The sequence below is a fragment of the Citrobacter sp. L55 genome, assembly GCF_002850715.1.
Lineage (GTDB): Bacteria > Pseudomonadota > Gammaproteobacteria > Enterobacterales > Enterobacteriaceae > Citrobacter > Citrobacter braakii.
Map to the genome: position 1 here is coordinate 346,905 of NZ_KZ559399.1, position 14,658 is coordinate 361,562.

13 protein-coding genes and 1 pseudogene are annotated in these 14,658 nt (G+C 52.5%); 3 read left to right on the forward strand and 11 right to left on the reverse strand.

Annotated features, from left to right (window positions below):
• Positions 1-27 precede the first annotated feature (27 nt).
• Both ybiB and B9P82_RS01705 read left to right on the forward strand, forming a co-directional pair.
• Positions 28-996, forward strand: a complete 969-nt coding sequence (gene ybiB, locus B9P82_RS01700) for a DNA-binding protein YbiB (RefSeq protein WP_016156063.1) — start codon at positions 28-30, stop codon at positions 994-996.
• Positions 997-1,157: 161 nt separating this feature from the next.
• Positions 1,158-2,243 (forward strand): malate/lactate/ureidoglycolate dehydrogenase, encoded by a 1,086-nt coding sequence (locus B9P82_RS01705; protein WP_019076349.1) that lies wholly within the window; start codon positions 1,158-1,160, stop codon positions 2,241-2,243.
• A 97-nt stretch (positions 2,244-2,340) separates the two neighbouring features.
• Here the strand turns inward: B9P82_RS01705 and ybiJ are convergent, their stop codons facing one another.
• The 5 genes from ybiJ to mcbA all read right to left on the reverse strand — a co-directional run bounded on the left by ybiJ (position 2,341) and on the right by mcbA (position 6,804).
• Entirely contained in the window at positions 2,341-2,601 is a 261-nt protein-coding gene (gene ybiJ / locus B9P82_RS01710) for a DUF1471 family protein YbiJ (protein ID WP_016152363.1), read from the reverse strand.
• Positions 2,602-2,901: 300 nt separating this feature from the next.
• The gene (locus tag B9P82_RS01715; RefSeq protein ID WP_003035233.1) at positions 2,902-3,168 is read right to left on the reverse strand and encodes a DksA/TraR family C4-type zinc finger protein; all 267 of its coding nucleotides are present in this window, start codon (positions 3,166-3,168) and stop codon (positions 2,902-2,904) included.
• A 75-nt stretch (positions 3,169-3,243) separates the two neighbouring features.
• Positions 3,244-3,921: a PKHD-type hydroxylase YbiX gene (gene ybiX, locus B9P82_RS01720; protein WP_101699859.1), complete on the reverse strand. Its 678-nt coding sequence runs from the start codon at positions 3,919-3,921 to the stop codon at positions 3,244-3,246.
• A 43-nt stretch (positions 3,922-3,964) separates the two neighbouring features.
• Positions 3,965-6,250, reverse strand: coding sequence for a catecholate siderophore receptor Fiu (locus B9P82_RS01725; protein ID WP_101700006.1), 2,286 nt, complete (start codon positions 6,248-6,250; stop codon positions 3,965-3,967).
• 293 nt (positions 6,251-6,543) lie between these two features.
• Positions 6,544-6,804 (reverse strand): DUF1471 family periplasmic protein McbA, encoded by a 261-nt coding sequence (mcbA, locus tag B9P82_RS01730; RefSeq protein WP_016152367.1) that lies wholly within the window; start codon positions 6,802-6,804, stop codon positions 6,544-6,546.
• Positions 6,805-7,014: 210 nt separating this feature from the next.
• Here mcbA and rlmF point away from each other — a divergent pair, with 210 nt between their 5' ends.
• Positions 7,015-7,941 carry a 23S rRNA (adenine(1618)-N(6))-methyltransferase RlmF gene (rlmF, locus tag B9P82_RS01735; protein ID WP_047359435.1) on the forward strand — a complete coding sequence of 309 codons (927 nt, stop codon included), beginning with the start codon at positions 7,015-7,017 and terminating at the stop codon, positions 7,939-7,941.
• Here the strand turns inward: rlmF and ybiO are convergent.
• The 6 genes and pseudogenes from ybiO to rhtA all read right to left on the reverse strand — a co-directional run bounded on the left by ybiO (position 7,938) and on the right by rhtA (position 14,584).
• Positions 7,938-10,174, reverse strand: a pseudogene (gene ybiO / locus B9P82_RS01740) (mechanosensitive channel protein). The gene rlmF and the pseudogene ybiO overlap by 4 nt on opposite strands.
• A gap of 118 nt (positions 10,175-10,292) precedes the next feature.
• On the reverse strand, positions 10,293-11,015 hold the full coding sequence (gene glnQ, locus B9P82_RS01745) for a glutamine ABC transporter ATP-binding protein GlnQ (RefSeq protein ID WP_003035246.1): 723 nt from the start codon (positions 11,013-11,015) through the stop codon (positions 10,293-10,295).
• Complete coding sequence (gene glnP, locus B9P82_RS01750) at positions 11,012-11,671, reverse strand: glutamine ABC transporter permease GlnP (protein ID WP_003035248.1); 660 nt, start codon at positions 11,669-11,671, stop codon at positions 11,012-11,014. The genes glnQ and glnP overlap by 4 nt, the downstream gene beginning before the upstream one ends.
• Positions 11,672-11,778: 107 nt before the next feature.
• Positions 11,779-12,525 (reverse strand): glutamine ABC transporter substrate-binding protein GlnH, encoded by a 747-nt coding sequence (gene glnH, locus B9P82_RS01755; protein WP_016152370.1) that lies wholly within the window; start codon positions 12,523-12,525, stop codon positions 11,779-11,781.
• A gap of 365 nt (positions 12,526-12,890) precedes the next feature.
• Positions 12,891-13,394: a DNA starvation/stationary phase protection protein Dps gene (dps, locus tag B9P82_RS01760; protein ID WP_006685362.1), complete on the reverse strand. Its 504-nt coding sequence runs from the start codon at positions 13,392-13,394 to the stop codon at positions 12,891-12,893.
• A 302-nt stretch (positions 13,395-13,696) separates the two neighbouring features.
• Entirely contained in the window at positions 13,697-14,584 is an 888-nt protein-coding gene (gene rhtA / locus B9P82_RS01765; protein ID WP_016156069.1) for a threonine/homoserine exporter RhtA, read from the reverse strand.
• Between the last annotated feature and the right edge of the window lie 74 nt (positions 14,585-14,658).

The following is a 14,658-nucleotide window of genomic DNA, read 5'->3' on the forward strand; positions in this document are numbered from 1 at the left end:
ATGCGAGCAACAGGCAAGGAGTTATCGATGGATTACCGCAAAATCATCAAAGAGATTGGGCGAGGAAAAAATCACGCGCGTGACCTGGATAAGGATACTGCTCGCGGACTGTATACCCATATGATGAACGGCGAGGTGCCCGATCTTGAGATGGGCGGTGTACTGATTGCGCTGCGCATTAAAGGCGAAGGCGAAGCGGAGATGCTGGGCTTTTACGAAGCGATGCAGAACCACACCATTCGCCTGACTCCGCCAGTGGCCAAACCCATGCCGATTGTCATTCCCAGCTACAATGGCGCGCGCAAGCAGGCAAATTTGACTCCGCTGCTGGCGATTTTACTGCATAAACTTGGCTTCCCGGTGGTGGTGCACGGTGTCAGCGAGGATCCAACCCGCGTGCTGACTGAAACCATTTTCGAACTGATGGGGATTGCGCCGACGCTGCATGCCGGGCAGGCGCAGGCAAAGCTGGATGGTCATGAGCCGGTGTTTATCCCGGTGAGTGCGCTGTGTCCTCCGCTGGAAAAACAGCTGGCGATGCGCTGGCGAATGGGCGTGCGTAACAGTGCGCATACGCTGGCTAAATTAGCCACGCCGTTTGCCGAAGATGCCGCGCTGCGTCTTTCCAGCGTTTCCCACCCGGAATACGTATCGCGCGTGGCTAAATTTTTCGGCGATATCGGTGGGCGTGCCCTGTTGATGCACGGTACCGAGGGTGAAGTGTACGCCAACCCGCAGCGCTGCCCGCAGATAAGCCTGATAGATTCGTCCGGCGTGCGAGTGCTACAGGACCGGCAGAGCGAGATGCCCGATGAGCCGGTCCCGCTGCCGGTGGCTAAAGACCCAGAAACTACCGCGCGCTGGATTGAGCGTTGTCTGGCGGGCAGTGAGCCGGTTCCGGCATCGCTGAAGATCCAGATGGCCTGCTGCCTGGTAGCAACCGGTGAATCCGCGACGCTGGCTGAAGGACTTGGCCGCGTCGAGCAAAGCTTCTGATTTTTCTTTCTCCCGACGGGTCATTTGCCAGTCCCGTCGGTTCACGCTTTCCGGCAACGTGAAATTTCTGCACGTTTATTGACCTCCTGAGCGCTGTGGCGCAGCATAGTTTGTTGAAAAATAAGAACCACAATCAACACGCGACACAACAGGAGATAACAATGAACAGTGGACATCGCTTCCATGTGCCAACGCTGCACGCCTTTATCCAGGCCGTTTTTCACCAGATGGGAAGCAATGAGCTGGAGGCGCGGCTGGTGGCCGACCATCTGATAGCCTCTAACCTCGCCGGCCACGACTCCCACGGTATCGGCATGATCCCAAGCTATATTCGCTCATTTTCGCAGGGACACCTGCAGATCAACCGCCATGCCAAAGTGGTCAACGATGCGGGAGCGGTGATTACGCTTGACGGCGACTGCGCATTTGGTCAGGTGGCGGCCCACGAGGCAATTACGCTTGGGATCGAAAAAGCGCGCCAGTACGGTATCGCTGCCGTGGCATTACATAATTCGCACCATATTGGACGCATTGGCTACTGGGCGGAGCAATGTGCGGCGGCGGGTTTTGTTTCGGTGCACTTTGTGAATGTGGTAGGGATCCCGATGGTCGCACCGTTTCATGGCCGCGATAGTCGATTTGGCACCAACCCCTTCTGTGTGGTGTTCCCACGTAAAAATACGTTCCCGTTGTTGCTGGACTATGCAACCAGCGCCATCGCGTTTGGCAAAACCCGCGTGGCATGGCACAAGGGTGAGCCGGTGGCTCCGGGATGCCTGATTGATGCTAATGGGGTACCCACAACCGATCCTGCCGTAATGCAGGTCTCTCCGCTGGGGTCGTTGCTGACCTTCGCCCAACACAAAGGTTATGCGCTGGCGGCAATGTGCGAAATTATGGGGGGAGCGCTTTCTGGTGGTAAAACCACACATGAAGAGAGCCTGCAGACCAGCGCGGACGCCATCATTAACTGTATGACGACCATCATTATGAATCCGGAACTGTTTGGCGCGCCGGACTGCGACAACCAGGTCACGGCCTTTGCTAAGTGGGTGAAAGCGTCCCCCCATGCTGAAGATGCCCCGATCCTGTTGCCAGGGGAGTGGGAGGTGAATACTCGTGAAGAACGGCTGGAGCAAGGTATTCCGCTGGATGCCGGAAGCTGGCAGGCGATTTGCGAGGCGGCGTTGCAAATAGGGATGCCAGACGCCGTGTTGCAGGAATTCCGTCAACGACTGGAACACTAAGCAAAAAAAAGCCCGTCCAGTGGCGGACGGGCAAACAAAGGGTAACAAACAGGGTCAATGAGGGTTGGAGCATTGGGTCGTACAGGTAATCTTTCGGTTATTTATAGATAACCGCGGTGCCGCTCATTTTGTCTTTGCCGATAGCGGAAGTGATGCTGTAACCCGTTGCACCAGCAGCAGTCGCTTTTTCAGCCAGTTTTGCTTCCAGGCCGTCCAGCGTGGTAGCGCCGTCAGCAGATACCACACCAATTTTGTTCATGTTTTGCGCCTGAGTAGAGGAAACTGGCTCGGCAGCAAAAACGCCAAATGACAGGGTAGACAGAGCGATGGCGGCAACAGCAAATTTGATATTTTTCATGATTAATTTCTCGCAGGTTTGTTCTGTTAGTCAGTGTTCTTTAAGAAGACGTTGTTTCGTCGATGTGAGAAGTATCACGTTTTTTTATGCGAGATAAAATCGAATAGAATTGACGACATCAATCAAAAAAATTGAATGACAAATAACTTATTGAATATTAATAAATTCGAAAGAGGGATTTACAGTTCTTGTCATTGCGCTTTACAGAGAAACCGACAACGGCACATTTTGCTACACAGAGTGCAAAAAAGCGTGCTCGTAAAGGAAATCGTATGCGCTGAAACTTTCGGTAAAGATAAGTCAACGTAGCTGGCTGTCTTTCGAACCTCTGCGATTATATCCTGAAAATGCTGCGCTATGTGAATCTTTATCCTGCTGGCATGTGATGCACAAGCGTACGCCGGGCACGGCCTCCCGTCTGGCCTGAGGGATTGGATTACCACATTCTTCGCATTCATACAGACTTTCCCCCGTCGGTAACTCACCGCGGGCGCGGGCAACAGCATCTTCAATAGTATTGTTGATCTGTTCGTTAACAGCGTCGTCATTTGCCCATCCGGATGCCATACCTACCTCCTGCTGATGTCTACAGAATAAGTATAGCGAATGTGATGGCTGAAAAACGACCACGCGTCAGCGGTATCAGATTTCAGACCATTCGCGCAGCAGGTTATGGTAGAGATTGAGAAGCGACAGGATCTCGCTACTCTCCCCATGACGAGTCTTCAGGGACTGGATGTTTTTATCCAGCTCAAAAAGCATGGCGCGATTTTTATCGTCCCGGATCATCGACTGGATCCACATAAAGGACGCCACCCGAACACCACGGGTCACTGGCGTAACGCAGTGCAGGCTGCTGGAAGGATAAAGTACCAGATCGCCTGCCGGAAGTTTTACCGCATGCTGGCCGTAGGTGTCATTGACCAGCAGCTCTCCTCCCTCATAATCGTCGGGATTACTCAGGAATAAGGTGGCGGAAAGATCTGTGCGCATCCAGCCGTTTTCCGGATGACTACGCACCGCGCCGTCAACGTGAAAACCGTAGGTCTCGTTGTCCTGGTAGCGATTGAACAGCGGTGTGGAGAGCGTTTTCGGTAATGCAGCGGTGAAGAATAACGCGCTGTTGTTCACCGCGTTTTGTACCGCCTGTTGTAAAACGCCGTAACGCTCACTTTGCGTATCCACCTGCTGGTTGTTTTTAACCTGCGCACCCTGAGCGCCGGTGGTTGCGCGTCCATCAACCCAGTCGGCAGCGTCCAGTTGTTCGCGAAACCAGGCGACATCCTGCGCCGACAGAATGCCGGGAATGTGATACATCATCAGTGTTTCTCCTGAAAGTGGGGCTTACGCCCCACGTAAAAGATCAGAAATGCATATTTGCCGTGAGCAGGAAGGTTCTTGGCTCACCCGGATGGTAACGGTATCCGCTCTTGTTAATGGAGGATACATAATCGGTGTCGAACAGGTTATAGACGTTCAACTGGAAATCGAGATTGCGATTCACGCGATAACCCAGTTTCGCGTCGGCGACCCAGTAACCTTCGGTGTAGGATGGCGTACCCACGGCCCCGTCGGAACCGCGATGCATACTGCCCACGTAGCGAGCGCCTGCGCCAACAGAGATATCATCGGTAGCCTGATACTGGTTCCACAGCGTGAACGCATGTTCTGGCGTATACGGCAGGGATGAAGAACCATCCTGAGCAACGTTTTTGCCGCTGTGGATCGTCGCGCGCTGCTGGGTGTAACCCCCAATAACCTGCCATGCGGGAGTGATGTTCCCTGCTACCGAGAGTTCGTAACCTTCAACGCGCTTCTCCCCGTACTGGGAATATGTGCCGTCGTCGTTCTGCTCAACTTCGTTCTCAATATCCGTACGGAAAATCGCGGCAGTTAACAGCAGGCGCTTATCCAGCACCTCCCATTTGGTGCCGATCTCGCTGGTTTTTGCTTTCTGTGGTTTGAAATCGGTACGGTTCGCACTGTTACCGCTTCCGCCCTGAGCGAGGGCAAAGTTGCTGCCGCCTGGCGGTTGCTGAGAAACAGCGTAGTTAATGTAAACGTTACCGTTATCGGTCAGGTGATACAGCGCGCCCGCTTTCCAGTTCACCAGATTGCCTGATTTGGCAGTATCCACGGTGGTGACCGGAGAACCTTTCGCCGCGCCTGTCGGACACGCGACCGCGCCGCGACCAGAAGCGCCGCAAGCGGTGGCGCTGTCATATTCCGTGCGGTAATTGTCGAGGCGAATACCACCGTTTAGTTCAAACTCACGGGTAATCTGTAGCGTATCAAACGCGTATACACCGAAGGTATCGGTTTGCCCGTTAGCATTAGCGCCGTTACGAGACAATCCGCCGATATTCACATTGCTGTTGGGGTGATAGATATTTACCGACGGCGGAGTGATCGGGTTTACACCATAGTTGGTTTGCGTTTCACGCGTTAGCTCCACGCCGGTGCTGATGTCGTGACCGATGGATCCCGTGTAAAATTTTGAGGTCAGGTTGGTCTGGTTGGTCAGGATCTTATTGCTGACATCTTTGGTATTTGCCAGGCGTGACCAGGTCCAGGTGTCGACGCTGCTGGTGGGTTGAGTGATGTTAGTCGCGCCACCCATCACCGCCGTCATCAGATAATCCTGCTTAATGCGTGACCAGCGGGTGGTGTTGCGAATAGTGGTGCTGTCGCTCAGGTCATGTTCAAAACGCATCGTTGCGGTATCGGTCGTTGAATCGTCGTAATCCGAGTTGGTACCGTAGAAGTTATGCGTATCCACTTTTCCTGACTGATTCAGTGCAGCTGTCCCCGCGGAAGGCGCGGAATATCCCGGCAGACCGATGGTGGGGACACCGCCATCCGGGGTGTTGTGCTGGGTGACATGCAGATAGTTCAGATACAGTCGGTTCTCAGTGCCTAAGCCAAAGGCGAGGGAGGGGGCCACACCATAACGTTCATTCTTAACGTTATCGCGACCGGCATCATGCGTTTTTTCACCCATCAGGTTTAACCGTGCAGCGGTGGTCTCGCCGATGACCTGGTTAATGTCCAGCGTACCACGGCGGAACCAGGCGCTACCGACGCTGGCCGAGGCATCGATCCCTGAGTCGGTGCGCGGCTGTTTGCTGATCATATTGATGGAGCCCGTTGGCGCGCTACGGCCATAGTCGGTGCCGGAGGGACCTTTGATCACTTCAACCTGTTCGGTATTGAAAGTGTCGCGCGTAACGCTGCCAATATCACGAATACCGTCGATATAAATACTGTTCGAGGTATCCGCACCACGCATGTAAACCGCGTCACCGGTGGTGGAGTTACCGTTCTCACCGGCGAAAAACGCGCCAACGCCCGGTACGTTTTTCAGCGCATCGGTCAGATTGGTTGCACCTTGATCCTTAATCACCTGCTCAGAAATCACTGTCATGGTGCGGGTTGTATCCGCTACCGGGCGGGAGAACTTAGGGTCGGCAGACTGCGTTGGGGCGTATAGCGAAGGTTTGGCAGCTTCAACAACCAGCGTATCTTCTTGTTTTTTATCTTGATCGCCCGCGGCGACAGCCTGAGCTACCGGAGACAGGCCAATACACAGACCGGCAAAAAAAGTCAGTGAATGAAAACTACTGGCAGGCAAATTGCGATTTTTATCCATGTTAGTGAGTGACTTATTATTTTTTGAGTAGACGGTTTCACTCGCGCGAAGGGACATCTCTGTGGATGTTATACCCTGCAGGCCTCGCGGGAGTGAATGTGTAATTGATAATGATTTTGATAAGCATTACTAATCAGTGCGACGTTTTAGCATTCATTAATTCAAAAATAAATACATTTATTTACATTGGATTCAAAATTGCTACACGATGATTACAATTTGAGCGGTGAACGACGTGAACAGCAGGTAGCAAACTGCATTCGGGGTGAATGCAGTTGGGCTAAGGTGAGGGACTACTTATAGATAGTTGCGCTGCCGTACATCTGGTTTTTACCGCCCGCAGAATTGACGACAAAGCCTTTTGCGCCTTGCTCTTTCGCTTTCTCTGCCAGCTTGTCTTCGAGATCGCTCAGGTTAGAGGCTCCGGTAGCGAAAACAGTGCCGGAAGCTTGTAGCTGGCCGGTTTGAGGGCTGGTGTAGGGCTGTGCAGCAAAGGACGCAAATGTCATGCCGGTCAGTACGGTAGCGGCAAGGAATGTGAGGCATTTCTTCATGGTGATATCCTCTGAGAAACAACAGGTCGTGCCTGATAAGTTTAGGCCGTCAGCGGATGACATTTACCGCAAAAAACTGGTGATGAGGTGTCTGTTTTTTGAACAACCAGCAAGCCATCAAATAGGTATAAAAAAAGCAAATTTCCTTGCTGTGTGTTTACCGCGTGGCGTTATGCGGGTATCTTACGCCGCTGTTAAAAGGAGAATGCTATGCCCCCCCAGAAACCGGGATTACACCCACGCAACCGCCACAATGGCCGTTATGATCTTGCGACTTTATGCCAGGTTACACCCGAGTTGACGCAATTTCTCACCCTCACGCCAGGCGGCGAGCAGAGTGTTGATTTCGCGAATCCGCAGGCAGTGAAGGCGCTCAATAAAGCACTGCTGGCGCATTTTTATGCGGTGAAAAACTGGGATATTCCAGACGGTTTTCTGTGCCCGCCGGTTCCTGGTCGCGCTGACTACATTCACCATCTGGCCGACCTGTTAGGTGAAACCAGCGGAACCATTCCGGCAAATGCGAGCGTGCTGGACGTGGGAGTTGGGGCAAACTGTATTTATCCGCTGATCGGCGTGCATGAATACGGCTGGCGATTCACCGGTAGTGAGACCAGTAGCGAAGCGTTTAACAGCGCTCAGGCGATCGTAAACGCCAATCCGGGGTTAACCCGTGCTATTCGTCTGCGTCGCCAGAAAGATGCTACGGCAATCTTCAACGGTATCATTCACAAGAATGAGCAATATGAAGCCACATTGTGTAACCCGCCTTTCCATGATTCTGCGGCTTCAGCCCGCGCCGGAAGCGAGCGCAAACGTCGTAATCTGGGGCAGGATAAAGATGATGCGCTGAACTTTGGCGGGCAGCAGCAGGAGCTGTGGTGTGAAGGCGGTGAAGTGGCGTTCATCAAAAAAATGATCGCCGAAAGCCAGGCCTTTGGCCGTCAGGTGATGTGGTTCACCACGCTGGTTTCGCGCGGTGAGAATTTGCCTCCGCTGTACCACGCGTTAACGGATGCGGGTGCGGTGAAAGTGGTTAAGAAAGAGATGGCCCAGGGGCAAAAGCAGAGTCGCTTTATTGCCTGGACCTTTATGGATAACGATCAGCGTCGCCGTTTTATGGCGCGTAAACGCTAAAGCGTTGGCTCGGTTGGCGGCAGCGGTTCGCTTGCTGCCGACGCAGGGCCATTCACCGGTGCAGGCAAGACCTGATAGGTCTGTACCGGCGCGCGTACGTTGGCCAGATCGAAGTATTTCTTCACCTGGCTGTCGAGCGCGAAACGTACCGTCCACTGTTTCAGCGGTAATGTGGTAAATGAGACCCGTAGCGTGAAGGCCGTATTGGTTAACCCCACAATCCCGGCAAACGACGGCTCGCCAATAATCAGCCCGCGAATATCGTCCTGTTCCATCACTGCAGCCACAGCGTCTTTCAACGCCTGATTCGCTTTATCCGCATCCTCATGGCGGTCTACGTCGTAATTGGCGACGACCGATCCAATCCCGCGCACAAAGTTGGCGAAGGTCGTTATCGATGACCAGGGAATGATATGGTACGCCCCGGTGTCCTGACGGACGCCCACAGAGCGGATGGACATCCGTTCAACCGTACCGGTGAGTGGGCCGATAGTCACCAGGTCACCTGTGTTCATGCCATTTTCGAACTGAATAAAGATCCCGGTAATAATATCTTTTACCAGCGTTTGCGAGCCGAAAGAGATAGCCAGCCCCAGCGCCCCGGCCCCGGCCAGTAAGGGCGCGATATTGACGCCAATTTCGGATAGCACAATCATGATGGTGATCGTGCTGATGACACCGCCAGCGCGTTGCGAAACAGCGTCAGCAGGGTGCGGGTACGGGCGCTGGGGAGCGGACGGCCGTGAATATCGGAAGCCAGACGATTTTCAATCAGGCTGGCAAGGATCGTCCAGCCGATGGCGGAGAAGAATAAAATCAGCGCGATACGGATCAGGATATCCACCGTTTTTTCTCCTGCGCCGTAATGCAGCCAGTTCCAGAAGTCGAACAATCCCCAGGCATTCAGTAGCAGCATTACCGCGACGCACACCGTCAGGATCCTGGCCACGCTTAACGCCGTCGACAGCCAGCCATTCAACCGTTTTTGTAATTCCGGATAGCTGCGCTGGGTGTGTGGAGAAAGGGTAATGGTCTTGGCTATCCAGCGGGAAAGCATACCGGAAACAAAAGCGGCGATTCCAATGATCACCAGGCTGCGCAGCGTAGCGCCCATCATGAATTTCAGGCTGTTGCCAGGATCAAACAGCGAGAAGAAAAACAGCACAATGAAGTAGGCGCTGGCCAGCCAATGCCATACCAGCGCAAAGGCGCGGATAAACAGGCTGAAAAACGCTAACGATCTTTCCGCCAGATTCAGCAAATGCTGCGTTATCTCTTTCTTGTTTCTGAAAATCAGGTACAGCGCCCATAGCGTGATACAGAGCATGATGATGACGTTGGCCATCGCGCCGACCTGCACGTTGACCTGATTCGAGATAATGGGCACGGCAACGATAAGTCCGTATCCAATCAGGCTGCTCAATGAACTTAAACGGCGATTCCAGTAGCGCGCACCGGCATCCTGAATGTTAAACGGGCGCAGTTCGGCCACCGTTGGGCAAAATATCAGGCGCAGAATGGCTTTGAAGAACTCAATCAGCGCAAAGGCATTGAGAAACAGACTTTGCTGAAAGGCGATAGTGCGGCTACCGGCGTTCATTCTGTCGCTCAGTATCTGCCCGACAAACAAAGTCAGCGCCAGCAGAAGCAAATCGATAATGAATGCGCCGATGATCATCGCCGGAAGCTGGAGCCAGTTGCTGCGTTCGCGGTTTTTCCGTCGTGCCCATTGCCCCATTTTGCGATACAGCGGCAGCGCGCACAGGCGAAGCAGCCAGAAAAAACCGAACACTGACGCCGCCAGCATTAAAAAATGGGTCAGGGCATTGGTGAACGTTTGCGGGTTGAAGGTCTTGTGTGGTGCATCGGTAATATTGCGGTAAAGCTGAGCAAAGCGGCTGGAGAGCGCCTCACCGTAGTGGCGGGTGACATCCGTGACGTTTTCCAGCACTGTTTTTTCTTCCGTTAACGTGGGCGGAACAATGGTTGGCACCGGCTCGGCAGGGGGCGCTGTCGCCACTTTGCGTAACTGACCGATCAGTTCCTGGCGCGAGGCGTCATTTTCCAGCACATCAGCCAGTGCGCCGTAGGCCGCTTTCTTCTGTTCAACATCCGGCTCTTTCGCCGGCGCGGTTTGCGCGTTGGTTGACGTTGGCGTAGTGACGCCAGGTATCGTCACCGCCTGAGTCGGGAGACTCACCAGACAAACAAAGATGAACAGGATCCAGCGCATGACTCCTCCCATGAGAAAATAAATTCAAAAGGATAAGTATAGATGTCAGGGCGGGGGAGAAATGAAATGAGAGGATTCTGGTGAAAAACCTCCCTTCAGGCGAAGGGAGGGAGAGCTATCAGGAAACGTGCTGCAAGAATTCCTGTAAACGTTGGCTGGGCGGATTTTCAATCAGGGCCTGCGGATTACCGTCTTCGGCAATACGTCCCTTATCGATGAAAATCAGGCGTGAAGCCACTTTTTCGGCAAAGCCGATTTCGTGGGTCACAATGACCATGGTCATCCCTTCCTCCGCCAGATCCTGCATAACTTTCAGAACTTCGTGGCGCAGTTCCGGGTCCAGCGCTGAGGTTGGCTCATCAAACAGCATCATTTTAGGCTTCACCGCCAGCGCACGGGCGATCGCCACACGCTGCTGTTGACCGCCAGACAGTTCAGAAGGGTAGTGATGCGCACGCTCGGCCAGACCTACTTTCGCCAGCAGCTCTTTAGCCAGTTTCTCGGCCTGTTCTTTATTCGCCCCGCGTACGCGCTGCGGTCCGAACATGACGTTTTCCAGCGCCGTCAGATGCGGGAACAGGTAGAACTGCTGAAACACCATCCCGGCTTCCTGGCGGATTAACCGCTCGTCTACCTTTGGATCGTTTACCTTCAGACCGTCGACGATCAGATCGCCAGAGGTTATCTCTTCCAGTTTGTTAATGCAGCGCAGCAGGGTTGATTTGCCGGACCCGGATGGCCCGATAATTACCACCACTTCGCCCTGCTGAATGTTCAGGTCAATATTGTGCAGCACCTGGGTTGGGCCAAAGTGCTTAGAAACGTTTTTAAATTCAATCACAGGATTTTCATCCTTCTTTCCAGACGACGCAGAATGAAGCTCAGCACCAGCGTAATGATCAGATAGAACACCGCAACGGCGCTCCAGATTTCCAGTGCGCGGAAGTTACCGGCAATGATTTCCTGGCCCTGACGGGTCAGTTCAGCGACGCCAATGACAATAAACAGCGAGGTATCTTTAATGCTGATGATCCACTGGTTGCCCAGCGGTGGCAGCATACGACGCAGCGCGAGAGGTAAAATAACGTGGCGGATAGTCTCTGTACGTGAAAGCCCAAGCGCCAGTCCGGCTTCGCTGAATCCTTTATGGATTGAGAGCACCGCGCCGCGGGTGATTTCCGCAATATAGGCGCCGGAGTTGATCATGATGGTGACAACGGCGGCGCTAAAGGGATCAATGCGTAAATCGTTAAATGCCATTGGCAGGGCAAAGTAAATAAACATCACCTGCACAACGATTGGCGTACCGCGAATGACTTCGATAAACACCAGCGCTACGTGGTTGGCTATCCAACCGCCGAAAGTACGCGCAAACCCTGCTGCAAGCCCGATTATCAGACCGCCTGCCAGACCGAGGACCGAGATCCACAGGGTCATTTTGGCGCCTTCAATCAAAAGCGGGATGGCGGGCCAGATGGCACTCCAGTCAAACTGCATATTTCGTTCCTGTTACCGTGGTGAGAAAAGTAATGAGCCATAACGCGATGACTCAAAATTGCAGGCCCGGCGGCGCTGGCGCTACCGGGCGTTACAGAACGTTCTTGTTATTTAGGTTCGGTACCGAACCATTTTTTGTAGATTTCGTTGTATGTGCCGTTCTCTTTCAGCGTTTTCAGCGCGCCGTTCACTTTCTCACGCAGTTCATCGCTGCCTTTCGGGAAGGCGATACCGTACTGCTGGGCTTCCAGGGATTCGCCTACAGCTTTGAACTGACCGTTGCCAGCGGTTTTGATGAAGTAAAGAATGTTTGGCGTGTCGTGCAGCACGGCGTCTGCGCGGTTGGTGCCCAGTTCCATATATGCGTTATCGATATTCGGGAACTGACGCAGATCTTTGGTTTTGATGTTAGCTTTCGCGTAATCAACGGAACCCGTGCCGCTCTTCACAGCGACGACTTTACCATCCAGATCTTTCACGCTTTTCACGTCGTTATTATTCGCTTTGACCATCACTAACAGACCGCTTTTGTAGTAGCCGTCAGAGAAGTCGATCGCTTTTTTACGCTCATCAGTGATGGTGATACCCGCCAGCGCCAGGTCGATATTCTTGGTTTGCAGAGCCGGGATGATGCCGCTGAAATCCATTGGTTTCAGTTCATAATCCAGCTTCAGTTCTTTGGCCACGGCAGCCCACAGATCCACATCAAAACCAACGTATTTGTCACCCTGTTTGAATTCGAACGGTACAAATGCGGTGTCGGTTGCGACAACCAGTTTCTTATCTGCGGCATGGGAGGACACCGCAAAAGCCAGGGTAAGTGCAGCCAGTGAGACTTTTAATACAGACTTCATAGGATTTCCTTTTTTATCCACGGGGCGATCCCCTGCGAGAACATATGGCTTAATGAAAAAATCGTGCCAGTTTTGCAACTCATTGTTTTAACAAGAGGGTGTCTCGTTTCTCTGCACAATAAGTAGGGCAAAGTGGGTAATCTGCACTATTTTGGGGCACTCATTTGGTGCGTACCTGACACAGTGCAAACGGTATGACTATTTAGCGTAAAAATTGTTGATAAAACAATCTTTCGTTAACGATTGTGTGAAGTGATTATTACAAATAATTTACTTTGGAGTGACGAACGATCAATGTCATGCACCATAGATGTGCAAAACCCCCGTCAGGGCGAGGGTTATATAGGTAATTCTTATGTCTGCTGTTATTCAATGTTGGCTTCGATAAACCACAGGAATTTGTCGAGGTCGCGTGAAGCGGCGGTGAAGATATCTGCTGTATCTTCGTCTTTTGCTTCGCTAATGGCTTTACGGACGCTGTTAGCGACGACGGCATAACGATCGGCCAGCTCTTTTAAGTGGTCCTGTACGCTATGGATATCCAGCGGATAGCTTTTCAGAGGCGTTTTGCTGTTAATAACCTGGGTGGTACCCAATGCCACACCGCCTAACTGTACGGCGCGCTCAGCCATGGTATCGAGGTGGTCGGTCAGGGCAGTACGGAAGCCATCGAGCATTTCATGCACAGCAATGAAGTTCGCGCCGCGCATGTTCCAGTGAGCCTGTTTGGTGATCAAAGACAGGTCGATGAACTGGATCACTTGCTGATTCAGCAGCTCTACGGTCGCTTTCTTTTCGCTATCTGTTACATCGTTGCGGGTATAAAGGAGGGCAGATGCTTTTGTTTTTACCAGTTTTGCGGTACTCATATTTTCATATCCTCTTGATAATTATGTCCCAGCTCTTCAACGGGAATAAGTTAGCGTGAATTTTGGATTTATTTTTCTGGTGTTACCTATCACTTTAATAGCAAAGAGATGGGTGGATATGAAATAACTAATAAAATCATATAGATACTATGGTTATTAATGGGGGTGTGTTATTTTTATGTTAATGTAAAAATTTCAAGAAATATGCAGATGAGAAAATTATATTTATTAGAATAATTATCACGCAGATTTACAATTGGATATTCTGCATGATTATGCAAACCATGCAGAATATTAAGTGGTTAATTCACGTCAACTTGCTTAATTTGCGGTTCTTTGCGAATAGTGAGCGTCGATCCCATTGATGCGACAATAATGGCGCCCAGAGCGAGCGTCTGGACAAGCGTCAGCGTTTCACCGAGGAAGATCATTCCTGAAACCGCAGCCAGTGCAGGTTCCATACTCATCAGAGTACCAAAAGTGCGTGTTGGTAGCCGCGTCAACGCAATCATCTCCAGCGAGTAGGGAAGCGCAGTGGAGAGGACCGCAATGGCCAGGCCTAACGGTAGAATGGACCAGTGCCACAAGGCATCCCCGGCCTGGAGCGCGCCGATGGGTACAAAAATCAGCGCCGCAATTAATGACCCTACCGCAACGGTCGCCGGACCATGTTCCGCGCCGGCTCGCTGCCCGGTAAGGATATAGATTGCCCAGCAGGCGCCAGCGCCCAGCGCCAGCGCAGCGCCGGTTAAATCCACGTGAGAAACGTCCTGACCTAACGGCAGCAGGAACCATAGTCCGAGTACAGCCAGTGCAACCCAAATGAAATCCACCGGACGTCGGGATGAAAACAGCGCTACCGCGAGCGGGCCGGTGAACTCCAGCGCTACGGCAATTCCCAGCGGGACGGTCTGGATTGACAGGTAGAAGAGATAGTTCATCCCGCCCAGAGACAGACCATAAAACAGCAGCGGCAGGCGTTGTTCTTTGGCGAATCGCAAACGCCAGGGTTTAAAGAAGGCAATAAGGATGAGGGTGCCCAGCGCAAGGCGCAATGCGGTAACGCCCGGCGCACCGACGAGTGGGAATAGCGATTTTGCCAGAGATGCTCCGCTTTGAATGGAGGACATAGCAATAAGCAAAACCAAAATAGGCAACCAGACTGGCGCTTTACGTGACGACCCCGGCATCCTTTCTCCTGTCAAATGATAAGTACACGCCTTCATCTGCGTGACGTTGCAAATTTGCTACGACACGGATGACG

Bases quoted from the DNA above. Each gene is read 5' to 3' on its own strand.
- rlmF (WP_047359435.1), top strand. From the start codon at position 7,015: ATGCCCCCCCAGAAACCGGGATTACACCCACGCAACCGCCACAATGGC.
- ybiB (WP_016156063.1), top strand. From the start codon at position 28: ATGGATTACCGCAAAATCATCAAAGAGATTGGGCGAGGAAAAAATCAC.
- ybiX (WP_101699859.1), bottom strand. From the start codon at position 3,921: ATGATGTATCACATTCCCGGCATTCTGTCGGCGCAGGATGTCGCCTGG.
- B9P82_RS01725 (WP_101700006.1), bottom strand. From the start codon at position 6,250: ATGGATAAAAATCGCAATTTGCCTGCCAGTAGTTTTCATTCACTGACT.
- B9P82_RS01715 (WP_003035233.1), bottom strand. From the start codon at position 3,168: ATGGCATCCGGATGGGCAAATGACGACGCTGTTAACGAACAGATCAAC.
- glnH (WP_016152370.1), bottom strand. From the start codon at position 12,525: ATGAAGTCTGTATTAAAAGTCTCACTGGCTGCACTTACCCTGGCTTTT.
- glnP (WP_003035248.1), bottom strand. From the start codon at position 11,671: ATGCAGTTTGACTGGAGTGCCATCTGGCCCGCCATCCCGCTTTTGATT.
- B9P82_RS01705 (WP_019076349.1), top strand. From the start codon at position 1,158: ATGAACAGTGGACATCGCTTCCATGTGCCAACGCTGCACGCCTTTATC.
- dps (WP_006685362.1), bottom strand. From the start codon at position 13,394: ATGAGTACCGCAAAACTGGTAAAAACAAAAGCATCTGCCCTCCTTTAT.
- rhtA (WP_016156069.1), bottom strand. From the start codon at position 14,584: ATGCCGGGGTCGTCACGTAAAGCGCCAGTCTGGTTGCCTATTTTGGTT.
- mcbA (WP_016152367.1), bottom strand. From the start codon at position 6,804: ATGAAGAAATGCCTCACATTCCTTGCCGCTACCGTACTGACCGGCATG.
- ybiJ (WP_016152363.1), bottom strand. From the start codon at position 2,601: ATGAAAAATATCAAATTTGCTGTTGCCGCCATCGCTCTGTCTACCCTG.